We start from the raw sequence: 23,579 nt of genomic DNA, 5'->3' as shown, positions 1-23,579 counted from the left end.
TTCGGAGGTCTGTGGACAGAGCCCGGAAATCCGCCTTTAACCCTTGGTGAACACGCCCCATCTACAGGGCTGATCGGTTAGCCGGATCGCTTTTCGCAAGAGCCGTCGCTGATTTTTACTCCAATGAGCCTGCACGGCATGAGATCGCTTCGCGCCGACCGCAGCATATTCAGGACAGACCATGCAGCGCGACGCTCTCGACAGTCGTTTTTTTGCCGGGGACGACTGTCCTCCGGTTCGGTGGCGGATCGCGGAGGGCCTCGTGCCCTATGAGGCGGCCGTGGAGACCATGGAGCGCGAGGTGGCGGCCATTGCCGCCGGTGAAGCCGACGAACTCGTCTGGCTGGTCGAGCATCCGCCGCTCTATACCGCCGGCACGAGTGCCGATGCGGCCGATCTCGTGATGCCCGACCGCTTCCCGGTCTACGCGACAGGGCGCGGCGGCGAGTATACCTATCATGGGCCGGGGCAGCGCGTGGTCTATGTCATGCTCGACCTCAAGCGCCGGCGGCAGGACGTTCGTGCCTTCGTGGCAGCGCTCGAGGATCTCGTCATCCGCACGCTCTCCAGCATGAACGTCACCGGCGAGCGGCGCGAGGATCGCGTCGGCGTCTGGGTGCGCCGGCCGGAAAAGGCGCCGCTGCACGATGGCACGCCGGCGGAAGACAAGATCGCCGCGATCGGCATCCGGCTGCGCCGCTGGGTGAGCTTTCATGGGCTTTCACTGAATGTGGATCCCGACCTCGACCATTTCGGCGGCATCGTGCCTTGCGGCATTCGCGGGCATGGCGTCACCAGCCTCGTCGATCTCGGCCTGCCGGTGATGATGGAGGATGCCGATATGCGGCTTCGGGATGCGTTCGAGGCCGTCTTCGGGCCGACGGTGACAGACACGACCGTCAGTGCGCCGGCTGGCGACGCTCCCGCCAGATCATGAACAGGCCGGACCCGACGATGATGGCGACGCCGAGCCACTTGGAAGCCGTCGGGAACTCGCCGAAGACGAGATAGCCGAGCGCGGTTGCCGCGATGATCTCGAAATAATGCAGCGGCGCCAGCACCGAGGCGGGCGCGGCCCGGAACGCTTTCACCACCATGAGGTGCCCGTAGCCGGAGATCGTGCCGAGCGCGATGACGAGCACCCAGCCGAGCGGCGTATGCGGCAGCGATGGCACGAAATCGGCAGCGCCCATGCCATGGCCGATGCCAATCGTCGCTATCATGAACAATGTGCCGCCGACACCGGCGAAGGTCTGCATGGCGAGCGGGCTGTCGGCAGCGCCGGAGGCGCGGTTCATCAGGAGATAGCAGGCGAAGAGAAAGGCGCAGGCCACCGGCATCAGCGCGGTGAGGCCGAACACCTGAAAGCTCGGCTGGATGACGATCATCGCGCCGAAGAAGCCGATCCCGATCGCCACCCACCGCCGCCAGCCGACCTTCTCGCCGAGGATGAGGGCCGACAGGCAGGTGAGGATGAACGGCTCGACGAAATAGATCGCGAACACGTCGGCGAGCGGCATGTATTTGACCGACACGAAGAAGAACAGCGATGCCGCCGCGAGCAGAATGCCGCGCAGCATGTTGTACCACGGCCTCTGCGGCACGAGGGCCTTTTGGCCACCGAGCCGCAGCAGCATGGGCAGCGTCGCGACGAGCTGGAAGAAGAACCGGTAGAACGTCACCTGCGCCGGCGACATGCCGAGTTCGACGGCCATATATTTGGCGATGGCATCCATGCAGGGCAGGATCATCATGGCGGCGAGCAGCAGCAGGACTCCCTGCATGACCGTGGCCGGCAGGACCGTTGCGGGTGGAGCGGACGAAGATAGACGTGTCATGCGAATCAGGCTCCAGGTCCGGTGTCGGACGTGCTTATGGCAATGCCCTCGCACGGTTTTCCGCAAGGCGTGTCTCGACAGATAATTGACGCTGCAGGCTCTTTTCTTTCCCGGTCGCGACTGTAGGCTCAGGCATATGGAAGGCTCCGGGCATGTGCGTTCAGGAACGGGTTTCGACGTGGTGGTCAACGCGTCATTACAACGGATACGGAGCGGCACCGGAGCGCGATCAGGGAGAACGCCATGCGCGTATCGACGGAAGCCATGATGGCAATGCTGCGGCAGCCGCGCGACACGGATACGCCCGGTGGGCGGCTCTTCCGCGCTCGGGGCGCGCTCAACCTCAGCCTTGCGGATCTCGCGGAACGTCTTGCCATTTCGCCCGACATGGTTTCGGACTGGGAACGCGACCGGAGCGAGCCGGAGGGCGAAAAGCTGGCGCTGCTCGCCGACCTGCTGGGCGTGACGCCGAAATGGCTCAGTGCCGGCATCGCGGAACCCTCCGGCGTCATGCTTTCACCATCGGCCGTTCAGTCCCTGCTCGATGAGCTGGCCACCGCCAAGGCGTTGCATGCGCAGACCGGCAAGGCGATAGACGTGCTTGAGACCTCGCTTCGCCGCGTCCTAAAGGGTATCTGAAACGCAAGCCCCGAATCGGGGACTTTGGTCCGCGTGACGCCACGACCAACCAAGACCTTCAAATCCAGGAGACATTTCATGGACGTTCGCGCTGCTGTCGCCGTTCAGGCCGGCAAACCCCTCGAGATCATGACCGTACAACTGGAAGGCCCACGGGCCGGCGAGGTACTGGTCGAGGTCAAGGCCACCGGCATCTGCCATACGGACGAGTTCACCCTGTCGGGTGCCGATCCGGAAGGCCTGTTTCCCGCCATCCTCGGCCATGAGGGTGCCGGCATCGTGGTCGATGTCGGCCCGGGCGTGACATCGCTGAAGAAGGGCGACCACGTCATTCCGCTCTACACGCCGGAATGCCGCGAATGCTATTCGTGCCTGTCGCGCAAGACGAACCTCTGCACCTCCATCCGCGCAACGCAGGGCCAGGGCCTGATGCCGGACGGCACGTCGCGGTTCTCGATCGGCAAGGACAAAATCTTTCACTACATGGGCTGCTCCACCTTCGCGAACTTCACGGTCCTGCCGGAAATCGCGCTCGCCAAGGTCAACCCGGACGCGCCCTTCGACAAGATCTGCTACATCGGCTGCGGCGTGACGACCGGCATCGGCGCCGTGATCAACACGGCTAAGGTCGAGATCGGCTCGACCGCCATCGTCTTCGGCCTCGGCGGCATCGGCCTCAACGTGCTGCAGGGCCTGCGTCTTGCCGGCGCGGACATGATCATCGGCGTCGACATCAACAATGATCGCAAGGCCTGGGGCGAAAAGTTCGGCATGACGCATTTCGTCAATCCGAAGGAAGTCGGCGACGACATCGTGCCCTATCTGGTCAACCTGACGAAGCGCAACGGCGACACGATCGGCGGCGCAGACTACACCTTCGACTGCACCGGCAACACGAAGGTCATGCGCCAGGCGCTCGAATCGTCGCATCGCGGCTGGGGCAAGTCCATCATCATCGGCGTTGCCGGCGCGGGCCAGGAAATCTCCACCCGCCCCTTCCAGCTGGTCACCGGCCGCAACTGGATGGGCACCGCCTTCGGTGGCGCGCGCGGCCGCACGGACGTGCCGAAGATTGTCGAATGGTACATGGAGGGCAAGATCCAGATCGACCCGATGATCACCCACACGATGCCGCTCGAGGACATCAACAAGGGCTTCGACCTGATGCATTCGGGCGAAAGCATCCGCGGCGTCGTGGTCTACTGATGTCGTCAACCGCCTATAAGGTCGACCTGCGGACGATGGACGCCCTGTCCGCAGCCGACCTGTATGCGCTGTTGAAAATGCGGGTCGATGTGTTCGTGGTGGAGCAGACATGCCCCTACCCGGAACTCGACGGCAAGGATTCGGCCGCATTGCACCTGCGGCTGATCGAGGGCGATGCGCTCGTCGCGTCCGCCCGACTGATCGAACCGCAGCAGTCGGGCGACCCGGTCCGCATCGGCCGCGTCGTCGTTTCACCGGATCATCGTGGCAGACGGCTCGGAGACGCCCTGATGCGCGAGGCGGTCTCTGCCTGCGACACGACATTTCCGAGCGTACCGATCGCGCTTTCGGCGCAGAGCCATCTGCGCGCATTCTACACCGGTTTCGGCTTCGTCGTGACATCCGACGAGTATCTCGAAGACGGCATTCTGCATGTCGACATGCTGCGGCCCGCCTCACCCCGATCCACGGACATCTCATGATCTACGTCGATGCCGATGCCTGCCCCGTCAAGCCCGAGATTCTCAAGGTCGCCGAGCGGCACAATATGCCGGTGACGCTGGTTGCCAATTCCGGGCTTCGTCCGTCGCGCGATCCGATGGTCACCAATGTCATCGTGTCGGCCGGGTTCGACGCGGCGGACGACTGGATTGCGGAACGCGCGGGCCCGGGTGATGTCGTCATCACGGCCGACGTACCTCTGGCCGGGCGCTGCGTTGCCAAGGGCGCGCTGGTGACCGGGCCAACGGGCCGCGTCTTCGATGTCGCGAATATCGGCATGGCAACCGCCATGCGGGATCTCGGCGCGCATCTTCGCGAGACCGGCGAAAGCCGCGGCTTCAATGCTGCCTTCACGGCCCGCGACCGTTCGGCCTTTCTCGAAACGCTCGACCGGCTCTGCCGTCGGGCGAAGCAGGCCTGAGGCGATGGCCCGCGCGAGCAGCGGGCTGATCCCCCGGCGCCACCTGCCCTTTACGTTGGGTGCCGCCGTTGCTGCGCTGTCGCTGCCGATCGGCTTCATCGAAAGCGAGCGCTTCGCGATCGAACTTGCCGCCGTTCTCTTCTTCCTCGTCTACCTCGTGATGATCGCGATCCGTATTCCGAAGCTCAGCGGCGCCTATCTCAAGGAGAACGCTGCCGGTACGGACGAGCCGGAGATCGTCATCCTCGGCGTCACACTCGCCGCCGTCGTCATCTGCCTCGTCTCCCTGTTTCAGGCGTTGAACGAAAAAGACGGCGCACCGCCCGCCGACCAGATCCTCGCCTTCGCCTCCGTGGCGCTCGGCTGGCTGACGGTGCATACGATGGCGGCCATCCATTATGCGCACCGTTACTGGAGCCCGGAGCTTTCCGATATCAGTGCGGGAGAGAACGGCGATCGCCGCGGGCTGGACTTTCCGGGCACTGATATGCCGGGGATTTTCGATTTCCTCTATTTCTCCTTCGTCATCGGCATGACGGCGCAGACATCGGATGTCGCGATCAACACGACGGCGATGCGCAAGATCAACCTGCTGCACGCCATCATCTCCTACTTCTTCAACACCGTGCTCATCGCCGTGGCGGTCAATGCTGCGGTCGCCCTGCTTTAACGCATCGTCCGGTTTGCCCTAAGGGAGTCTCCCATGAAAGTCCTGTCCCAAAACGTCGCCTTCGGTGGCATGCAAGGCGTCTATTCGCATCGCTCGGAAGCCTGCGACTGCGATATGACCTTTGCCGTTTTCGTGCCGCCGCAGGCCGTCAGCCAGCCCTGCCCGGTCGTCTGGTACCTCTCAGGTCTGACCTGCAGCCACGCCAACGTGATGGATAAAGGCGAGTACCGCCGGCTTGCGGCCGAACTCGGCCTCATCATCGTTTGCCCGGATACCAGCCCGCGAGGCGACGACGTTGCCGACGAAGCGGCGAACTGGCAGATGGGCAAGGGTGCCGGCTTTTATCTCGATGCGACACAGGAACCCTGGGCGCGCCACTACCGCATGGAGACCTACATCACGCAGGAACTGCCGGCGCTGATCGCCTCGCAATTCCGCACGGACATGAACCGTCAGGGCATCTTCGGCCACTCCATGGGCGGACACGGCGCGATGACGATCGCCTTGAAGAACCCGGAGCGTTTCCGCAGCTGCTCGGCCTTCGCCCCCATCGTCCAGCCCTCGACGGCCGATTGGTCTATGGGCGCCTTCGAGAAATATCTCGGGGCGGACAAGGCCGCCTGGCGCGCTTATGATGCCTGCGCGCTGGTCGAAGACGGCGCGCGCTTCCCGGAATTCCTGATCGACCAGGGTACGGCCGACGGGTTCCTCGAAAGCGGCCTGCGCCCGTGGCTGTTCGAGGAGGCGATCAAAGGCACCGGCATCGCCCTGACGCTGCGCATGCAGGAGCGCTACGATCACTCCTATTATTTCATCTCGACCTTCATGGACGATCACCTGCGGTGGCATGCGGAGCGGCTGGCCTGATGCCGGACACGGCAGTCCTCTCTCCCGCGTCGGTCCATCAGCCCGGAAGATCCGGGCGATGCTGAACGTTCTCCTCGTCGCACTGGGCGGAGCGCTCGGCTCCGTCCTCCGTTATCTCTGCGGCATCGCCAGCGTCCGGCTGTTGGGTGCCGGCTTTCCCTGGGGCACGCTGTTCGTCAACGTCACCGGCTCGTTCCTCATCGGCGTGCTCTCCGAGGTCGTCGTTCGGCGGTTCGGGGCTTCGCCCGAGCTGCGCCTCTTCCTTGTCACCGGCATTCTCGGCGGCTACACCACCTTCTCGGCCTTCTCGCTCGATGCCGCGATGCTGGCCGAACAGGGGCAATTCGGCTCGGCGGCGCTCTATGTGGCCCTCAGTCTCGTGCTTTCCGGCCTCGGCGTCTTTGCAGGTCTGGCCCTGATGCGCGCAATCGTCTAAAGCGGGCGCTTGAAGACGATGATGGATGGCAGGCCTTTGGCCGCCGAGGACGAAAGACCACTGACATGGCGGGTATCGAGCACAAGACGGTGGAAGCCGACGAAAACGGCATGCGCCTCGATCGCTGGTTCAAGGTGCATTATCCCGGACTTGGATTCGGGCCGCTGCAGAAGCTGCTCCGATCCGGTCAGGTCCGCGTGAACGGTGGCCGCGTGAAATCCGACTTTCGGGTGGAAGCCGGCCAGATGATCCGTATTCCGCCGATGGATGTCGATGAAAACCGCAAGACGGGGCCGATCCCGAACCATGACCTGAAGCACTCGTCCGACCACGAGCTGCTGTCGCGCATGCTGCTGCACGAAGATGCCAAGGTGATCGTGCTGAACAAGCCGCCGGGCATCGCCGTGCAGGGCGGCTCCGGCCTCAACCGGCACATCGACCAGATGCTGGAGGCCTGGACCAGCCCGCGGGGCGAGAAGCCGCGGCTCGTTCACCGGCTCGATCGCGACACGTCCGGCGTGCTGGTCGTGGCGCGCACCCGCGGTGCTGCCCAGAAGCTGACGGCCGCGTTTCGCGAACGTGACACGAAGAAGACCTACTGGTCGCTGGTCAAGGGCGTTCCGCGCAAGCGCGAGGACAAGGTGTCCAGCTGGCTCGTCAAGGAACAGACGCCCGATGGCGACCGGATGCGCATCGCCCGTCATGGCGACGATGGCGCCGACCACGCGATTTCCTACTACCGGGTTCTGGAGCAGGCGGGCCAGAACTTTGCCTGGCTGGAGATGGAGCCTTACACCGGCAGAACCCACCAGTTGCGCGTCCACGCCCTCCATATCGGCAATCCCATTATTGGCGACCCCAAGTACTTCGACGACGCCCCCGGCTGGAATTTTCCCAGCGGCGTCCAGAACCGCCTTCACCTCCATGCGCGCAAGATCGACATTCCTCATCCGGATGGCGGACGTCTGACGATCACGGCGCCGATGCCCCAGCATATGGTCCAGACCTGGAACCTCTTCGGTTTCGACATGGCCAATGCCGGAGAGGAATGATGCGGCTTGTCCTGTTCGATTGCGACGGCACGCTGGTCGATAGCGCCGGCGTGATCCACGCGACGATGGCGCGTACATTCGAGGCCTTCGGCCTCACGCCGCCGGCGCTTGAGGACACGAAATCGATCATCGGCCTGACGCTCGACATCGCGATCGCCCGGCTGACCGGCGAACCGCATGTCAACGACCAGGCGCTGGCGATGACCGCGCATTACAAGGAAATCTATACTGACGTCCGCGCCGCCGGCATGTCCGAGCAGCCCTTTCCGGGCATCGCCGCCATGATGGAAACGCTCTCGCAACGCGACGATCTGGTGATCGGTGCCGTCACGGGAAAATCCCGGCGCGGATTGGACATGATCCGCACGTCGCACGGCTTCGACTTCGCGGTCTCGCGCACCGCGGACGACTGCCCGTCCAAACCGCATCCCGCCATGGTAGCCGAATGCTGTGCGGAAGCCGGTTTTGAGCCGAGCGATACGCTTGTCATCGGCGACGCGATTTACGATATGCAGATGGCAAAGAGTGCGGGCGCCAAGGCCATCGGCGTTTCCTGGGGCTATGCGCCCACAAGCGCCCTGCTTGCCGCCGGCGCCGACCATATCGTCCAGACGCCGGACGATATTCTTGCCTTGCTGGAGACTGCGCATGTCTGATATCCGCGACGAATTCACGAACACCTTCAGCGATCCGGATCCGGTTCGCCGTGCGCAAATCCAGATGCTGAAGCCATTGCCGAAGCGTTTCTACAAAGAGGTCTCGATCGGCCGCAGCGAGGGCGACAGCTTCGCGATTCTGCTCGACGGACGCCCGGTGAAGACGCCGGCCAAGCAGGTGCTGGCCGTGCCGACCGAGGAACTGGCCGAACTTCTGGCGGCGGAATGGGATGCACAGGTCGAAAACATCGATCCCGGTATCATGCCGGTCACGCGTCTGGTCAACAGCGCGCTGGACGGCGTGGCGAAGGACATTCGCGGCGTGTTCGAGGACATTTTAAACTTTGCCGGAACCGACATGCTCTGCTACCGCGCCGACCAGCCGGAAGGGCTCGTCGGCCGCCAGCAAGCGCAATGGGATCCCATCCTTGCCTGGATGTCGGAAACGTTCGGCGCTCGTTTCATCCTTGCAGAAGGCGTCATCCACCAGCGCCAGCCACAGGCGGCCATCTCGGCCTTTGCCGAGGCGTTGCGGGCCTACGCGACGCCGCTTGGGCTCTCCGCCATCCACGCCATGACCACCCTCACCGGCTCGGCCATCCTGCCGCTCGCCATTGCCGAGCGTCGCCTGAGCGTGGACGAGGCCTGGGCGTTCGCCCATCTCGACGAAGACTGGCAGATCGAGCATTGGGGTACGGACGACGAAGCCTTCCAGCGCCGCGAACTTCGCTGGCGCGACATGCAGGCAGCCAATGCCGTGCTTGATTCGCTGCGAACAGCCTGAGCCTCAGGCCGTCAGCTTCAGACCGGCGATACCCGCGACGATGAGGCCGATACAGCCGAGCCGAAGTGCCGTTGCGGGCTCTGCAAACAGCACGATACCGAGAATGACGGTTCCGACCGTGCCGATGCCGGTCCAGATCGCATAGGCCGTTCCGAGCGGCAGGGTGCGCAACGCCATACCGAGGAGCGCGATGCTCGCCACCATGGCGGCAATGGTCAGGATGGTGGGAAGCGGCTTCGAGAAGCCCTCGGTATATTTGAGGCCGATGGCCCAACCGATTTCGAACAGTCCGGCGAGAAAAAGCAGAAACCAAGACATGGAGATCACTCCCGTGAGGAGCGAGGCCGTCCCCGCATTGGTGTTAATTCGCGGTCGTCCGCTGCGCGCTTTATGCCATATCCGGCGACATTGCGCAATCTTCAGCGGTCGCCGCCCCGCTCCTTGCGCAGCTTGTCCCACCATTCCAACCGCTTGCGGATGTCGCGCTCGAAGCCGCGCTCGGGCGGATCGTAAAATTTCTGGCGACCCATCTTCTCCGGGAAATAATCCTGACCGGAGAACGCGTCGGGCTCGTCATGATCATAGCGGTAGCCATCCCCGTAGCCCTCGCCCTTCATGAGCTTGGTCGGAGCGTTGAGAATGTGCTTCGGTGGCAGCAGCGAGCCATTCTGCTTGGCCGCCCGCATCGCCGCCTTGTAGGCCATGTAGACGGCGTTCGATTTCGGCGCGGTCGCGAGATAGACGCAGGCCTGCGCCAGCGCCAGTTCCCCCTCGGGCGAGCCGAGATAGTCATAGGCATCCTTGGCGGCATTGCAGACCACGAGCGCCTGCGGATCGGCCAGCCCGATATCCTCGACAGCCATGCGCACCAGACGCCGACCGAGATAGAGCGGGTCCTCCCCGGCATCGAACATGCGGCAGAGATAGTAGAGCGCCGCATCCGGATCCGAGCCACGCACGGCCTTGTGGAGCGCCGAGATCAGATTGTAGTGCCCATCCTGCCCTTTGTCATAGACCGGCGCCCGGCGCTGGACCACGTCCTGCAGCCCGGCAACGTCGAAGGTTTCGCCCTTGCGCGCCGCCCGCCAGACTTCCTCAGCCAGCGTCAGTGCCGCACGCCCGTCGCCGTCCGCCATGCGCACGAGGCTCGCCCGCGCGTCCTCATCGAGCGGCAGCGGCTTGCCCTCGGTCGCCTCTGCGCGGCCCAGAAGTTCCCGCAGGCTCTCTTCGTCGTGGGAGCGGAAGGTGAGCACGCGCGCGCGGGACAGGAGAGCCGCGTTGAGCTCGAAGGACGGGTTTTCCGTGGTGGCACCGACGAGGATGATCGTCCCGTCTTCCATGACCGGCAGGAAGCTATCCTGCTGCGCACGATTGAACCGATGGATCTCGTCTACGAAGAGCAGGGTCTGGCGGCCGGACATGCGGCGTGTGCGTGCCGTCTCGAAGACCTTCTTCAGATCGGCCACGCCGGAGAAGATCGCCGAAATCTGCTCGAAAGCCAGTCCCGTTTCGCCGGAAAGAAGCCGCGCAACAGTCGTCTTCCCCGTGCCGGGCGGGCCCCAGAAGATCATCGAGCCGAGCGAACCCGAATCGATCATGCGCCGCAGCGCGCCGTCTTCCCCTGTCAGATGGGCTTGGCCCGTGACGTCGGCCAAAGTCTGTGGCCGTAGCCGGTCCGCCAGCGGCCGCTTCGCCTGCATTCCCTCCGGCTCGTGCGGCGCGAACAGATCGCTCATCGGAAGAACTGGCGGATCCGCTGCCCATCGCGCAGGATCTCGACACGCCAGAATGCCGGATCATCCGCCGTCGCCTTGACCAGCGTCTCGGTCTTGTCGATCGGAACGCCGTTGACGGCCAGGATGATGTCCTTCGGCGCAAAGCCGACGCGAGCGGCAGGCGAACCTCGGTTGATCGCCGTGATCACGACGCCTTCCGACGTCGCCGGCATGCGGAGCTCATCGGCAAGGCGCGGCGAGAGGTTTCCGACGACGGCGCCGGCAAACGGCGTACGACCCTCGATCAGCCTCTCATCGCGCGGTGCCGTCTCCGGCGCCCGCTCGAGCCGCAGCATGACATCGCGCACTTTGCCGTTATCGGCGACGCTCAGCCGCGCATCCTTGCCGATGCCAACGGTGGTCAGGCGATAGCCGAGCGCATCGGGATGTTCGACCGGAATGCCATTCACGGCAGTAACCACCTCGCCGGGGCGGATGCCGGCCTTCTCGGCAGGGCCGCCTTCAATGACGGAACTGACGAGAGCGCCGCGCGCGCGATCGAGACCAAGGGCGTCGGCGACTTCCGAGGTCACGGGCTCGAAGCTCGCGCCGATGAAGGGCCGTACGAAGCTCCCGGTTCCGCCCTTTGCCGATTCGATGAAAACCTTGACCAGATTGGCAGGAATGGCGAAGCCGACGCCATTCGATCCACCGCCGCGCGAGAAGATGGCGGTGTTGATGCCGATGAGTTCGCCCTTCATGTCGATCAGGCCACCTCCGGAGTTCCCCGGATTGATCGCTGCGTCCGTCTGGATGAAGAAGCCGAAGTCACTGCCCGGCGTCACTTGGTTGCGCGCAAGTGCCGACACGATGCCGCTCGTCACCGTCTGCCCGACGCCAAAGGGGTTACCGATCGCGAGCACGAGATCGCCCACCTCCACACTGTCCGAATCACCAAGCGGAATTGTCTCGAACGGTGCAGTTCCCTCGATCTTGAGGACGGCGAGATCCAGCCGGTCATCCTTCAGCACGACCTTCGATTCGAACTCGCGGCCATCGGCCAGCGCAACCTTGATGTCATCAGCGCCCTCGATGACGTGGTTGTTCGTCACCACGATGCCATCTGCCCCGACGATCACGCCGGACCCAAGCGAGGACTGCTTCTCGGAGCGGTTCGGCATGCGCTGGCCGAAGAACTGCTGCAGGAAGGGATCGTCGGCCAGTGGAGAGCGGCTCTCGACGAGCTTCTCGGCATAGACGTTCACCACAGCATTCGCCGTCTGCTTGACGAGAGGCGAGAACGACATCTGCATGTCCGCCCGGCTTTCGGGGACCGCCTTCGTCGTCCCGTCCGTTGCCGTGCTCGTGGCAGCTACCGGCGTCGTGACCGCACTGGTCTGCACCTGGTCCACCGTTGGATAGGAAACGCTGAGATCGGTCGGCGCCACGAAATGCGCAAGGAACATGATGATGACGAGGCCGGCGATACCGGACAGGACGAGCGACAATGGCGAGCGACGCATGGAGAACCCTTGGTGAAACGAGGACTGGCCGGAGCGATTCGGATGAACATGTGTCCACCCGAAAACTCCGGGTCGTTGTTCTATGGCATTGTCCGACGGCGAAACGAACGCGCTCCGCCCAGAAATGCTCTCGGGATGAGAAATAGGATGAAGCGCCCGGAAAGCAAAGACATCGTCCGCGGCAAAAACAAGACGCGCATCGTTGTGCCGGCCATCACCCGCAAGCAAATGCCCAAACGAAAACAGCCGGACTTTCGCCCGGCTGTTTTCAAACGCAAAGACCTGAATAAATCAGGCTGCTTCAGCAGCATCCGCTTCTGCAACAACGCGGGCCTTGTCGGCCGCGCCCTTGGCATCGACGTCGCGATCGACGAACTCGATGACGGCGATCGGTGCGTTGTCGCCCTGACGGTAGCCGGCCTTCATGATGCGAAGGTAGCCGCCATTGCGGGTGGCGTAGCGCGTTGCAATGGCATCGAACAGCTTGGCGACGACAGTGACGTCACGGATCTGCGAGATGGCCTGACGACGGGCGTGCAAGTCACCGCGCTTGCCGAGCGTGACGAGCTTTTCGACGATCGGACGGATTTCCTTGGCCTTCGGCAGGGTCGTGATGATCTGCTCGTGCAGGATCAGCGAAGCCGCCATGTTGGCGAACATCGCCTTCCGGTGGCTGGCGGTACGGTTCAGCTTGCGGCCGGCTTTCTTGTGGCGCATGGCTATTCTCCTTTATGCAGGTGTCGCTCTCTCTGGAGGACCTGCCGTTTCCTGGCACATACAGGCACCAAACCGTATCCGGCCGGGCCTGCTGTTTGACGGGGAAAGGCAGAGTTTGGACCTGCCTTGTCTATTGTTCAAATCGCGGAATGCGAGCGGAAAACCGCTTCACACGTTTCATCATCCCGCGATCAATACTGGTCTTCGTAGCGCTTCGCGAGATCTTCGATGTTCTCGGGCGGCCATGCGGGCACTTCCATGCCGAGGTGCAGGCCCATGGAAGCGAGAACTTCCTTGATTTCGTTCAGCGACTTGCGGCCGAAGTTCGGAGTCCGGAGCATTTCGGCTTCCGTCTTCTGAATGAGGTCGCCGATATAGACGATGTTGTCGTTCTTCAGGCAGTTTGCCGAACGGACCGACAGCTCGAGCTCGTCGACCTTCTTCAGCAGCGCCGGGTTGAACGCCAGTTCGGTAACGGCTTCTTCTTCGGCTTCCTTCTGCGGTTCGTCGAAGTTGACGAAGACGCCGAGCTGGTCCTGAAGGATACGCGCCGCGAAAGCGACGGCATCTTCGCCCGTTACCGAGCCATCGGTTTCGATCTGCATGGACAGCTTGTCGTAGTCGAGAACCTGGCCTTCACGGGTGTTTTCCACCTTGTAGGACACTTTCTTGACCGGCGAGTAGAGGCTGTCGACCGGGATGAGGCCGATCGGTGCATCTTCCGAACGGTTGCGATCCGCCGGAACATAGCCCTTGCCGTTGTTGACCGTGAACTCCATGCGGATCTCCGCGCCCTCGTCGAGCGTGCAGATGACATGGTTCGGGTTCAGGATCTCGATGTCGCCGACCGTCTGGATATCGCCAGCCGTGACCACACCCGGGCCCTGCTTGCGGACGACCATGCGCTTGGCATCGTCGCCGTCCATCTTGATGGCGATCTCCTTGATGTTCAGGACGATGTCGGTGACATCTTCGCGAACACCCGGGATCGATGAGAACTCATGCAGAACGCCGTCGATCTGCACGGCCGTGACGGCGGCGCCACGGAGCGACGAGAGAAGAACGCGGCGCAGCGCGTTGCCGAGGGTCAGACCGAAGCCACGTTCCAGCGGTTCCGCGACCAAGCTAACCTTGGTGCGACCGGAAGACGCGAACTCGACCTTGTTCGGCTTGATCAGTTCCTGCCAGTTTTTCTGAATCATATGTTTTGCCTTCCGTTCATTGCCACCATCCAGTCGTGGCAACGGAGCCCTGAAGCGCCGGCGAGAGCGATCTCCCGCCGGACCTGATGACGAGTGCGTATCAGACGCGGCGCTTCTTGCGCGGACGGCAACCATTGTGCGGGATCGGCGTCACGTCACGGATGGACGTGATCATGAAGCCGGCAGCCTGCAGAGCGCGCAGAGCCGACTCGCGGCCGGAACCCGGGCCGGTGACTTCGACTTCGAGCGTCTTCATGCCGTGTTCCTGCGCCTTCTTGGCAGCATCTTCAGCGGCGATCTGCGCTGCGAACGGGGTCGACTTGCGCGAGCCCTTGAAGCCCTTCGAGCCGGCCGACGACCATGCAATGGCATTGCCCTGCGCATCGGTGATGGTGATCATCGTGTTGTTGAACGACGAGTTCACGTGGGCGACGCCCGTCGAGATATTCTTGCGTTCGCGACGACGTACGCGTGTGGCTTCCTTGGCCATGTTTACCCTTTCACGGATCTCTGCACCGCCGTAATTCCAGCGGCTACACCGGGGAGCCGTGCTCCCCACTTTCATCAGCAATGCCGGAACCCTTCAGGGGCTCCCCGGCATCGCGGCGATATCAACGCTGCCGTATTTCCAGCAGCTCCACCGAACGATGGCCAAGCCATCCTCGACATACCAAAAAGAGGCCGGTGCTTCGCACCAGCCCCCTCACCCCCGTTTCCGGGAGATTATTTCTTCTTACCAGCAATCGCCTTTGCCGGGCCCTTGCGGGTGCGGGCATTGGTGTGCGTGCGCTGGCCGCGAACGGGCAGCGAGCGACGATGACGCAGGCCGCGGTAGCAGCCGAGGTCCATCAGACGCTTGATGTTCATCGACGTCTCGCGACGCAGGTCACCTTCGACCTGGTATTCGCGGTCGATGGCTTCGCGGATCTGAAGAACTTCAGCATCCGTGAGCTGATGCACGCGGCGTTCAGCCGGAATACCGACCTTTGCGACGATTTCCTGTGCGAATTTCGGTCCAATCCCGTGAATATAGGTCAGCGCGATAACAACGCGCTTTGCCGTCGGGATGTTGACGCCAGCGATACGAGCCACGTCTGTTCTCCTTGCTTCCAGTTGCCATCCGGCAATAGGTGCTTCTATGCAGCCTTGAATAGCCGTCAGTTTCAATTTTCGTTCGGAACACGGGACAAATGCCGAGCCCGGACTTCACTTGTGAAATCCGCGCCATTCCCCTGCATGTTGCGAGTTAGCGCGGTCTTTAGACGGAATCGGCCGGAAAAGTCAACTCCCGGCCAGTCCTTTTCTTGTCCAACAAGGCTTTGCGCCCGGTATCGTCAGGCTTCGGCCGCAGCCGAAGCAAGAATCTCGTTGATCTGTCGCGTGACCGTTTCCACAGGCGCCATACCATCAAGCGTTTTCAGCTCGCCGGTCTCTGCGTAATGCTGCGAAAGCGGTGCTGTCTTCTCGCGATATTCGACAAGACGCTTCTTAACCGATTCTGGATTGTCGTCCGAGCGAACTTTGCCGCCGGCTGCCAAAGTTTCCGCGACTCGATTCTCGATCCGGCGCAGAAGGGCTGCTTCATCGACCTTGAGCTCGATAACGGCATCCAACTTCAGCCCCTTGCCCTCAAGCATCTGCCCGAGGGCGACCGCCTGCGGAACCGTCCGCGGGTAGCCGTCAAGAATGAAGCCATTCGCACAGTCGGGGGCGTCGATGCGGTCCGAGACGATCTCGTTGACGATCTCGTCCGACACGAGCTGCCCCGCGTCCATGACCGCCTTCGCCCGCTTGCCGACGTCGCTCTCCTCCGCGACGGCGGCCCGCAGCATGTCACCGGTCGACAACTGGGGAATGCCGAAGCGTTCCGTCAGAAGCTTGGCCTGCGTCCCCTTGCCGGCCCCGGGCGGTCCTAAAAATATCAGTCTCATCGGCCCCTCTTCCCTCCACGCAACTTCGACTTCTTGATCAGCCCCTCATACTGCTGAGCGATCAGATGACCCTGGATCTGTGCTACAGTATCAAGCGTCACGCTGACAACAATCAAAAGCGATGTACCACCAAGGTAGAAGGGCACGCCCGTCTGCGCGATGACGAATTCCGGCAGGATGCAGACGAAGATCAGGTAGATCGCGCCAACGACGGTAATCCGCGTCAGGACGTAGTCGATGTATTCGGCCGTGCGTTCACCCGGACGGATACCGAGGATGAAGCCGCCGTGCTTTTTCAGGTTATCGGCCGTGTCCTTCGGATTGAACACGATCGCCGTGTAGAAGAAGGCGAAGAAGGCGATCATGGCGGCGTAGAGCACCATGTAGAGCGGCTGTCCGTGGGCAAGCGAGCCGACGATGGTGGTTGCCCAGCCCGGAAGCGTTGCGCTGTCTGCGAAGCCTGCAAGCGTTGCCGGAAGCAGAAGCAGCGACGAGGCGAAGATCGCAGGGATGACGCCGGCCGTGTTCAGCTTCAGCGGCAGGTGCGACGTGTCGCCCTGGAACATCCGGTTGCCGACCTGGCGCTTCGGATACTGGATCAGCAGGCGACGCTGCGCACGCTCGACGAAGACGATGAGCGCGATGACGCCGACGACCATGATGATGATGCCGAGAATCAGTGGCGTGGACAGAGCGCCCGTACGGCCCAGCTCGAGCGTACCGGCAAGGGCCGTCGGCAGGTGCGCGACGATGCCGGCGAAGATGATCAGCGAGATGCCATTGCCGATACCGCGCGAGGTGATCTGTTCGCCGAGCCACATCAGGAACATCGTGCCGCCGAGCAGCGAGATGACGGTGGAGATGCGGAAGAACCAGCCCGGATCGTTCACGAGACCGTTGCCGCTCTCAAGGCCGACGGCAATGCCGTATGCCTGCAGCAGGCCGAGCAGCACCGTGCCGTAGCGCGTGTACTGGTTGATGATCTTGCGGCCCTGCTCGCCTTCCTTCTTCAGCTGTTCCAGCGAGGGAACGACCGAGGTCATGAGCTGGACGATGATCGAAGCGGAGATATAGGGCATGATCCCGAGAGCGAAGATCGCCATGCGCGAGACCGCGCCGCCGGAAAACATGTTGAAAAGGCCGAGGATGCCGCCGCTCTGCCCCTGGAATGCCTGGGCGAACGCATCGGGATTGAGACCCGGAAGCGGGATATAGGTGCCGAGCCGGTAGACCAGCAGCGCGCCGAGCGTAAACCAGAGGCGCTTCTTGAGGTCCTCCGCCTTCGCGAACGTTCTGAAATTGAGATTGGAGGCGAGCTGTTCCGCTGCAGAAGCCATGCGATTCTCCGCGTAGCCAGTTCCGAACCCGCGGCGTCAGACCCGGCCGACTCCGGAAAAGCTTGAATTACGTTTCTGCACGACGTCTTAGAACCAAATCGATTGAAAGAGCAATCATGCGCTTGTCGATATCTCCAGGCATATCGTCACATCCGCCAAGGGAATGTCGTCCGGTCGCCTTTGGAGATCCGGCCCGGAGATGCTGGCCAACCGACCGACCTCCCCTGCCCTCTACGCCTCGCCCGCGCTTCTCGCGCGTCCTCCAGACGCAATAAACCGCCCGGTGTGTAACACCCCGGGCGGTCCGTCTTCAAGATTATTCGCTGGCAGCGACCGGCTTGGCAGACAGCAGCTTGATGGAGCCGCCGGCCTTTTCGATCTTCTCGACAGCGGACTGCGAGGCACCGGCCACTTCGATCGTGACCTTGCCCGTGAGTTCGCCGTCCGAGAGAACGCGAACGCCGTCGCGCGCGCGGCGAATGATGCCGGCAGCCTTCAGGGCAGCAGCATCGATCGTGGCGGTTGCGTCGAGCTTCTTGGCGTCGATTGCGGTCTGGATACGGCCGAGCGACACGACAACAAAGTCCGAACGGAAGATGTTGTTGAAGCCGCGCTTCGGCAGACGACGGTAGATGGGCATCTGACCGCCTTCAAAGCCGTTGATCGCGACGCCGGAACGGGCCTTCTGACCCTTGACACCGCGGCCGGCCGTCTTGCCGGAGCCGGAGCCGATACCACGACCCAGACGCTTGCGCGAATGGGTGGCACCTTCGTTGTCTCTGATTTCATTCAGCTTCATGATGGTATCTCCCTCACTTCTCGTCGATAACGCGGACGAGGTGCTGGACGGACCGGATCATGCCGCGAACGGAAGGCGTGTCTTCCAGCGTGCGCACCCGGTGCATCTTGTTGAGACCCAGGCCTATCAGCGTTGCACGCTGGCTGGCGGGGCGGCGGATGGGGCTGCCGATCTGCTCGACAGTAACCGTCTTACCGGTGGTTTCAGTGGCCATCGTACGGACTCCCTTATTCTTCCGACGTGACGCCAGCCGCTTCGCGACGGGCCTGCAGCGTGGCGAACTTGAGGCCGCGCTGAGCCGCGATATCCTTCGGGTGCATCTGGTTCTTCAGAGCATCGAAGGTGGCGCGGATCATGTTGTAGGGGTTGGACGAACCGGTCGACTTGGCAACGACGTCGTGCATGCCGAGCGTTTCGAAAACAGCGCGCATCGGGCCGCCGGCGATGATGCCGGTACCAGCCTTGGCCGAACGCAGCAGAACCTTGCCGGCGCCGTGGCGGCCGTGAACGTCATGATGCAGGGTACGGCCGGAGCGCAGCGGAACGAAGATCAGCTCGCGCTTGGCAGCTTCTGTCGCCTTGCGGATAGCTTCCGGCACTTCACGTGCCTTGCCATGACCGAAGCCGACGCGGCCCTTCTGGTCGCCGACGACGACGAGAGCAGCGAAGCCGAAACGACGGCCGCCCTTCACCACCTTGGCGACGCGGTTGATAGCAACGAGCTTGTCAACGAATTCGCTGTCGCGCTCTTCACGGTTCTGGCGGTCGTCGCGAGAACCTCTTCTTTCTTGTGCCATTGTCCTTTTCCTTTTTCTTTTCCGGGTGCAATCGGCAGATTGATCGGTGCCGCCCCTCGCGAGTTGCGAGAGTACGGCGAATTCCCAACATGGCTTCGGCCCGGATGTACCGGGCCGGCCCGTCGTGGAAATGGGAGCCTTACTTGTCTTCGTCAGATTCGGAAAGCCGGTTCTCGGCTTTCCTCATCAAACTTAGAAGTTGAGGCCACCTTCGCGGGCGGCTTCAGCCAGGGCCTTGATACGGCCATGATAGATGAAGGCGCCACGATCGAAGACGACGTCCTTGACGCCGGCTTCGGATGCACGCTCCGCAAGGAGCTTGCCGACGGCAGCTGCTGCTGCCGTGTCGGCGCCCGTCTTCAGAGACGTGCGCAGACCGGTGTCGAGCGTCGAAGCGGACGCCAGCGTCGTGCCAGCGACATCGTCGATGACCTGTGCGTAGATGTTCTTCGACGAGCGATGAACCGACAGGCGCGGACGGCCGTTGGCGACCGCCTTGATTTGACGACGAACGCGCGAAGCGCGACGTACAAGATTATCTTTCCTGCTAGCCATTTCGCGTGATCCTTACTTCTTCTTGCCTTCTTTGCGGATGATCCGCTCGCCCGCATACTTGACGCCCTTGCCCTTGTAGGGCTCGGGGCCGCGGTATTCGCGAATCTCTGCTGCCACCTGGCCGACCTGCTGCTTGTTGATACCCGTGACGACGATTTCCGTCGGCTTGGGAACAGCGATCGTGATGCCTTCCGGCGTCTGGTAGACGACGTCATGGCTGAAGCCGAGTGCCAGCTGCAGGTTCTTGCCCTGCAGAGCCGCGCGGTAACCAACGCCGTTGATTTCGAGCTTGCGCTCGAAGCCGTCCTTGACACCCTTCAGGATGTTCTCGACCATCGTGCGGGACATGCCCCACTTGGAACGAGCATCCTTGGACTGGCTGACCGGCTCAACGACAACGGCGTTGTCTTCCAGCTTTACAGTGACTTCGTCGTTCGCGACGAAGAACAGTTCGCCCTTCGGGCCCTTTGCCGTCACCTTCTGTCCATCGACAGTCGCGGTGACACCAGCGGGAACCTGAACGGGCTTCTTACCGATACGAGACATGTTTCAATCCTGTCTGTTCGTTCTGGAGATCCCTGGTCCGTATTAGAATACGGAGCAGAGAACCTCGCCGCCAACGTTCTGTTCACGAGCCTGGTGATCAGCCATCACACCCTTCGGAGTCGAAAGGATGGTGATGCCGAGACCGTTCGCGACCTGCGGAATGGACTTGACCGAGACATAGACCCGGCGGCCCGGCTTGGACACGCGGCCGATCTCACGGATCACCGACGCGCCTTCGTAGTACTTCAGCTCAATGTTGAGCTCGGACTTGCCGTTGTCGAAATCGACTTCGGAGTAGCCGCGGATGTAGCCTTCCGACTGCAGCACGTCGAGAACGCGGGCGCGCAGCTTGGAAGCCGGCGTCGTTACGTTCGTCTTGCGGCGTGCAGCGCCGTTACGGATACGGGTGAGCATATCGCCCAAGGGATCAGTCATTGTCATTTGCCCGTCTCCTTACCAGCTCGACTTCACGATACCCGGGATCTTGCCGAAATTGCCCAGTTCGCGCAGGGCGATACGGGACATTCCCAGCTTCCGGTAGTAGGCGCGCGGACGGCCGGTGACTTCGCAACGGTTGCGAACGCGGGTCTTCGACCCATCACGCGGCAGGCTTGCCAGTTTCAGAGTTGCCTTGAACCGCTCTTCGATCGGAAGAGACTGGTTCATGATGGTCGCCTTCAGCTCGGCCCGCTTGGAGGCCTGCTGGGTGACCAGCTTGCGGCGGCGCTTGTTCTTTTCAACTGCGCTCGTTTTCGCCATGAAACGTAATCCTTCTGCTTGTCGTTACGGCTTACTGGCGGAACGGGAAGTTGAACTCTGTGAGCAGAGCCCGCGCTTCGTCGTCCGTCGTGGCCGTCGTGCAAACGATGATGTCCATGCCCCACATCTGATCGACCTTGTCGTAGTTGATCTCAGGGAACACAATGTGTTCCTTCACGCCCATGGCGAAGTTGCCACGGCCGTCGAAGGATTTCGGGTTCAGTCCGCGGAAGTCGCGAACGCGCGGAAGCGCGATGTTGATCAGGCGGTCCAGAAATTCGTACATGCGTGCGCCGCGCAGGGTAACCTTTGCGCCGATCGGCATGTCTTCGCGCAGCTTGAAGCCGGCGATGGAGGTGCGAGCCTTGGTGACGACCGGCTTCTGGCCGGCGATCGCTGCAAGGTCGGCTGCCGCGATCGTAGGCTTCTTCGAGTCTGCCGTCGCTTCGCCCACGCCCATGTTGATGACGATCTTGTCGAGCTTCGGGATCATCATTTCGTTGGCGTAGGAGAACTTCTCCCGCAGTGCCGGACGAATGCGAGCGTTGTACTCGCTCTTGAGCCGCGGCTCATAGGTCTTGGTGTCAGCCATCAGATAACATCTCCCGAACGCTTGGCCACGCGAACCTTCTTGTCGCCATCGATGCGGAAACCGACGCGGGTGGCCTTGCCGTCCGTGTCAGCGATCGCGATGTTCGACAGGTGGATCGGGGCTTCCTTGTTGATGATGCCGGCTTCCTGGCTCTGGGTCTGGCGCTGGTGACGCTTCACCATGTTGACGCCACGCACGACAGCCTTGTCGTCCTTCGGCATGACCTGGATAACTTCGCCGGTCCGGCCCTTGTCCTTGCCGGCGAGTACGACGACCTTGTCGCCCTTACGAATCTTGTTCATCTCTAATCGCCCCTTACAGTACTTCTGGAGCCAGCGAGATGATCTTCATGTGGTTCTTGGCGCGAAGCTCGCGCGGAACCGGTCCGAAGATACGGGTGCCGATCGGCTCTTTCTTGTTGTCGATAAGAACGGCTGCGTTGTTATCGAAGCGGATGACGCTGCCGTCCGGACGACGAATGTCCTTGGCGGTGCGTACGACGACCGCCTTCATCACATCGCCCTTCTTGACGCGGCCGCGCGGGATGGCTTCCTTGATGGAAACGACGATGACGTCGCCCACGGAAGCATACTTGCGCTTGGAGCCGCCCAGCACCTTGATGCACATGACACGACGTGCGCCGGAATTATCCGCCACGTCGAGGTTTGTTTGCATCTGAATCATGTCAGGTCGCCTTCTTGTTGTGACCGAACCGGTTGGGATCTCCTCATCGTGAAAGAGAGCCCCCTGTTCCGGCTTATGAAAATTTGCATGCGGCGCGCTGCACCCTCTTGCGAAGGGCGGCACGCCACAATGCTTTCAATGGCATTCCCAGTCCCTCGCCTCTCGGGAGAAGCAGGCGGGACATGATGCGACAGCGCGGGATCGGTCTTGCCAGGGTGGTTTCCTGAAGACAGGACCTTCCGTGCGCTCAAAGCAAAAGAACGCTCGTAACCCCGAGCGTTCCGTGGCTGCTTCTTACAGAGATTCTCGCCGATTACAAGGGGCGACGTCCCAAACCCAAGCCGAATTGGCCAGAAGCAGGACGACCCTCGATCTTACGAAGACGCCGCGCTTCCGTGTCTTGCGACACTGCGCGGCGCCATCGGCGTGACGTCTGGTAGAATTAGGCCTGGGCGGAAATGACCGTCCAGGTCTTGTCCTTGGAGATCGGCGCGCATTCCTGAATGGAAACAAGGTCGCCGACCTTGAACTGGTTCTTCTCGTCGTGCGCCTTGTACTTCTTGGAGCGACGGACGGTCTTCTGAAGGATCGGATGCGCAAAGCGGCGCTCGACCCGTACGACGACGGTCTTCTCGTTCTTGTCGGAGACGACGGTGCCCTGCAGAATGCGTTTCGGCATTTTTCTTGGTCCTTAAGCCTTGGCTTCTGCCGCCTTCTGGCGGGCAATTGTTTTGATGCGCGCGATGTCCTTGCGGACCTCGTTGATGCGCGACGACTTTTCAAGCTGGCCGGTCGCCTTCTGGAAGCGCAGGTTGAACTGCTCCTTCTTCAGCTTGGCAAGCTCGTCGTTGAGCTGGTCGGCGCTGAGCGCCCGAACGTCATTGGTTTTCATGGGGCTTCTCCTTACTCCGCAATGCGCTGAACGAAGCGCGTCTTGACGGAGAGTTTCGCAGCACCAAGACGAAGGGCTTCGCGTGCGAGCTCCTCGTTGACGCCATCGATCTCGAACATCATACGACCAGGCTTGACCTTGCACGCCCAGTATTCGACGGAGCCCTTACCCTTACCCATGCGGACTTCGGTTGGCTTCGCGGTAACCGGAACGTCCGGGAATACACGGATCCAAACGCGGCCGGCACGCTTCATGTGACGCGTGATCGCGCGGCGGGCCGCTTCGATCTCGCGCGCATTGACGCGGTTCGGTTCCAAGGACTTCAAGCCGAATTCGCCGAAAGCAAGATCAGATCCGCCCTTGGCTACGCCCTTGATGCGGCCCTTGAATTGCTTGCGATACTTCGTACGCTTTGGCTGCAACATTTTTTTAATTCTCCGATATTGGCTGCCAAACGCGA

At 62.1% G+C, this 23,579-nt stretch carries 34 protein-coding genes; 11 read left to right on the top strand and 23 right to left on the bottom strand.

Annotated elements, in window-relative coordinates; genetic code table 11:
• Positions 1-181: 181 nt before the first annotated feature.
• Positions 182-937 (top strand): lipoyl(octanoyl) transferase LipB, encoded by a 756-nt coding sequence (gene lipB / locus G8E10_RS05805; RefSeq protein ID WP_167127712.1) that lies wholly within the window; start codon positions 182-184, stop codon positions 935-937.
• On the opposite strand, the gene G8E10_RS05800 is transcribed toward lipB, so the two are convergent.
• Positions 900-1,784: a DMT family transporter gene (locus G8E10_RS05800; RefSeq protein WP_167128047.1), complete on the bottom strand. Its 885-nt coding sequence runs from the start codon at positions 1,782-1,784 to the stop codon at positions 900-902. The two genes, lipB and G8E10_RS05800, sit on opposite strands and share 38 nt — an antisense overlap.
• Before the next feature lie 297 nt (positions 1,785-2,081).
• On the opposite strand from G8E10_RS05800, the gene G8E10_RS05795 reads away from it, so the two are divergent.
• The 10 genes from G8E10_RS05795 to G8E10_RS05750 all read left to right on the top strand — a co-directional run bounded on the left by G8E10_RS05795 (position 2,082) and on the right by G8E10_RS05750 (position 9,070).
• Positions 2,082-2,477, top strand: coding sequence for a helix-turn-helix domain-containing protein (locus tag G8E10_RS05795; RefSeq protein WP_167127709.1), 396 nt, complete (start codon positions 2,082-2,084; stop codon positions 2,475-2,477).
• Between the two features lie 78 nt (positions 2,478-2,555).
• Positions 2,556-3,683: an S-(hydroxymethyl)glutathione dehydrogenase/class III alcohol dehydrogenase gene (locus tag G8E10_RS05790; RefSeq protein WP_110798762.1), complete on the top strand. Its 1,128-nt coding sequence runs from the start codon at positions 2,556-2,558 to the stop codon at positions 3,681-3,683.
• Entirely contained in the window at positions 3,683-4,165 is a 483-nt protein-coding gene (locus G8E10_RS05785; protein ID WP_167127706.1) for a GNAT family N-acetyltransferase, read from the top strand. Before G8E10_RS05790 ends, G8E10_RS05785 begins: the two co-directional genes overlap by 1 nt.
• On the top strand, positions 4,162-4,605 hold the full coding sequence (locus tag G8E10_RS05780) for a YaiI/YqxD family protein (RefSeq protein WP_167127702.1): 444 nt from the start codon (positions 4,162-4,164) through the stop codon (positions 4,603-4,605). The genes G8E10_RS05785 and G8E10_RS05780 overlap by 4 nt, the downstream gene beginning before the upstream one ends.
• Positions 4,606-4,609: 4 nt before the next feature.
• Positions 4,610-5,275, top strand: coding sequence for a DUF1345 domain-containing protein (locus G8E10_RS05775; protein WP_167127699.1), 666 nt, complete (start codon positions 4,610-4,612; stop codon positions 5,273-5,275).
• 33 nt (positions 5,276-5,308) lie between these two features.
• Entirely contained in the window at positions 5,309-6,142 is an 834-nt protein-coding gene (gene fghA, locus G8E10_RS05770) for an S-formylglutathione hydrolase (RefSeq protein WP_167127696.1), read from the top strand.
• Positions 6,143-6,200: 58 nt separating this feature from the next.
• Positions 6,201-6,578, top strand: coding sequence for a fluoride efflux transporter CrcB (crcB, locus tag G8E10_RS05765; RefSeq protein WP_167127693.1), 378 nt, complete (start codon positions 6,201-6,203; stop codon positions 6,576-6,578).
• 65 nt (positions 6,579-6,643) lie between these two features.
• Positions 6,644-7,630 (top strand): RluA family pseudouridine synthase, encoded by a 987-nt coding sequence (locus tag G8E10_RS05760; RefSeq protein WP_167127689.1) that lies wholly within the window; start codon positions 6,644-6,646, stop codon positions 7,628-7,630.
• The gene (locus tag G8E10_RS05755) at positions 7,630-8,286 is read left to right on the top strand and encodes an HAD-IA family hydrolase (protein ID WP_167128043.1); all 657 of its coding nucleotides are present in this window, start codon (positions 7,630-7,632) and stop codon (positions 8,284-8,286) included. Before G8E10_RS05760 ends, G8E10_RS05755 begins: the two co-directional genes overlap by 1 nt.
• The gene (locus G8E10_RS05750; protein WP_167127686.1) at positions 8,279-9,070 is read left to right on the top strand and encodes an ATP12 family chaperone protein; all 792 of its coding nucleotides are present in this window, start codon (positions 8,279-8,281) and stop codon (positions 9,068-9,070) included. The genes G8E10_RS05755 and G8E10_RS05750 overlap by 8 nt, the downstream gene beginning before the upstream one ends.
• 3 nt (positions 9,071-9,073) lie before the next feature.
• Here the strand turns inward: G8E10_RS05750 and sugE are convergent, their stop codons facing one another.
• The 22 genes from sugE to rplP all read right to left on the bottom strand — a co-directional run bounded on the left by sugE (position 9,074) and on the right by rplP (position 23,544).
• Positions 9,074-9,388, bottom strand: coding sequence for a quaternary ammonium compound efflux SMR transporter SugE (gene sugE / locus G8E10_RS05745; RefSeq protein WP_092933425.1), 315 nt, complete (start codon positions 9,386-9,388; stop codon positions 9,074-9,076).
• 101 nt (positions 9,389-9,489) lie between these two features.
• Complete coding sequence (locus G8E10_RS05740) at positions 9,490-10,806, bottom strand: replication-associated recombination protein A (protein ID WP_132663416.1); 1,317 nt, start codon at positions 10,804-10,806, stop codon at positions 9,490-9,492.
• A complete protein-coding gene (locus tag G8E10_RS05735; RefSeq protein WP_425530824.1) occupies positions 10,803-12,098 on the bottom strand; it encodes a DegQ family serine endoprotease in 1,296 nt (431 codons plus the stop codon). The genes G8E10_RS05740 and G8E10_RS05735 overlap by 4 nt, the downstream gene beginning before the upstream one ends.
• Before the next feature lie 501 nt (positions 12,099-12,599).
• Positions 12,600-13,025, bottom strand: coding sequence for a 50S ribosomal protein L17 (rplQ, locus tag G8E10_RS05730; RefSeq protein WP_110798751.1), 426 nt, complete (start codon positions 13,023-13,025; stop codon positions 12,600-12,602).
• Between the two features lie 191 nt (positions 13,026-13,216).
• Positions 13,217-14,227, bottom strand: a complete 1,011-nt coding sequence (locus G8E10_RS05725) for a DNA-directed RNA polymerase subunit alpha (protein WP_110729614.1) — start codon at positions 14,225-14,227, stop codon at positions 13,217-13,219.
• Positions 14,228-14,327: 100 nt separating this feature from the next.
• Complete coding sequence (rpsK, locus tag G8E10_RS05720; protein ID WP_062468256.1) at positions 14,328-14,717, bottom strand: 30S ribosomal protein S11; 390 nt, start codon at positions 14,715-14,717, stop codon at positions 14,328-14,330.
• Positions 14,718-14,950: 233 nt separating this feature from the next.
• Positions 14,951-15,319: a 30S ribosomal protein S13 gene (rpsM, locus tag G8E10_RS05715; protein WP_062596570.1), complete on the bottom strand. Its 369-nt coding sequence runs from the start codon at positions 15,317-15,319 to the stop codon at positions 14,951-14,953.
• A 242-nt stretch (positions 15,320-15,561) separates the two neighbouring features.
• Entirely contained in the window at positions 15,562-16,158 is a 597-nt protein-coding gene (locus G8E10_RS05710; RefSeq protein ID WP_110729613.1) for an adenylate kinase, read from the bottom strand.
• On the bottom strand, positions 16,155-17,495 hold the full coding sequence (gene secY / locus G8E10_RS05705) for a preprotein translocase subunit SecY (RefSeq protein WP_132449306.1): 1,341 nt from the start codon (positions 17,493-17,495) through the stop codon (positions 16,155-16,157). Before secY ends, G8E10_RS05710 begins: the two co-directional genes overlap by 4 nt.
• Positions 17,496-17,811: 316 nt before the next feature.
• A complete protein-coding gene (gene rplO / locus G8E10_RS05700; RefSeq protein WP_110729611.1) occupies positions 17,812-18,294 on the bottom strand; it encodes a 50S ribosomal protein L15 in 483 nt (160 codons plus the stop codon).
• Positions 18,295-18,307: 13 nt separating this feature from the next.
• Positions 18,308-18,508, bottom strand: a complete 201-nt coding sequence (rpmD, locus tag G8E10_RS05695) for a 50S ribosomal protein L30 (protein WP_062596574.1) — start codon at positions 18,506-18,508, stop codon at positions 18,308-18,310.
• 13 nt (positions 18,509-18,521) lie between these two features.
• The gene (gene rpsE, locus G8E10_RS05690; protein ID WP_062468268.1) at positions 18,522-19,091 is read right to left on the bottom strand and encodes a 30S ribosomal protein S5; all 570 of its coding nucleotides are present in this window, start codon (positions 19,089-19,091) and stop codon (positions 18,522-18,524) included.
• 192 nt (positions 19,092-19,283) lie between these two features.
• Complete coding sequence (gene rplR, locus G8E10_RS05685; RefSeq protein WP_062468270.1) at positions 19,284-19,646, bottom strand: 50S ribosomal protein L18; 363 nt, start codon at positions 19,644-19,646, stop codon at positions 19,284-19,286.
• A gap of 12 nt (positions 19,647-19,658) precedes the next feature.
• A complete protein-coding gene (gene rplF / locus G8E10_RS05680) occupies positions 19,659-20,192 on the bottom strand; it encodes a 50S ribosomal protein L6 (protein ID WP_110798748.1) in 534 nt (177 codons plus the stop codon).
• Positions 20,193-20,234: 42 nt separating this feature from the next.
• Entirely contained in the window at positions 20,235-20,633 is a 399-nt protein-coding gene (rpsH, locus tag G8E10_RS05675; RefSeq protein ID WP_062468274.1) for a 30S ribosomal protein S8, read from the bottom strand.
• Between the two features lie 12 nt (positions 20,634-20,645).
• On the bottom strand, positions 20,646-20,951 hold the full coding sequence (gene rpsN, locus G8E10_RS05670; RefSeq protein ID WP_062596576.1) for a 30S ribosomal protein S14: 306 nt from the start codon (positions 20,949-20,951) through the stop codon (positions 20,646-20,648).
• A 31-nt stretch (positions 20,952-20,982) separates the two neighbouring features.
• Positions 20,983-21,543 (bottom strand): 50S ribosomal protein L5, encoded by a 561-nt coding sequence (rplE, locus tag G8E10_RS05665; RefSeq protein WP_110798747.1) that lies wholly within the window; start codon positions 21,541-21,543, stop codon positions 20,983-20,985.
• On the bottom strand, positions 21,543-21,845 hold the full coding sequence (gene rplX / locus G8E10_RS05660; protein ID WP_062596578.1) for a 50S ribosomal protein L24: 303 nt from the start codon (positions 21,843-21,845) through the stop codon (positions 21,543-21,545). Before rplX ends, rplE begins: the two co-directional genes overlap by 1 nt.
• Positions 21,846-21,858: 13 nt before the next feature.
• Positions 21,859-22,227, bottom strand: a complete 369-nt coding sequence (gene rplN, locus G8E10_RS05655) for a 50S ribosomal protein L14 (RefSeq protein WP_062468282.1) — start codon at positions 22,225-22,227, stop codon at positions 21,859-21,861.
• A gap of 442 nt (positions 22,228-22,669) precedes the next feature.
• Positions 22,670-22,906, bottom strand: coding sequence for a 30S ribosomal protein S17 (gene rpsQ, locus G8E10_RS05650; protein WP_062596579.1), 237 nt, complete (start codon positions 22,904-22,906; stop codon positions 22,670-22,672).
• 12 nt (positions 22,907-22,918) lie between these two features.
• Complete coding sequence (gene rpmC, locus G8E10_RS05645) at positions 22,919-23,119, bottom strand: 50S ribosomal protein L29 (protein ID WP_092933405.1); 201 nt, start codon at positions 23,117-23,119, stop codon at positions 22,919-22,921.
• A gap of 11 nt (positions 23,120-23,130) precedes the next feature.
• The gene (gene rplP, locus G8E10_RS05640) at positions 23,131-23,544 is read right to left on the bottom strand and encodes a 50S ribosomal protein L16 (RefSeq protein WP_062601052.1); all 414 of its coding nucleotides are present in this window, start codon (positions 23,542-23,544) and stop codon (positions 23,131-23,133) included.
• Positions 23,545-23,579: the final 35 nt, after the last annotated feature.

Origin of the sequence: Ferranicluibacter rubi (genome assembly GCF_011603255.1) — a bacterium.
Taxonomy (GTDB): Bacteria; Pseudomonadota; Alphaproteobacteria; order Rhizobiales; family Rhizobiaceae; genus Ferranicluibacter; species Ferranicluibacter rubi.
This window is presented reverse-complemented; position numbering and strand designations above follow the sequence as displayed.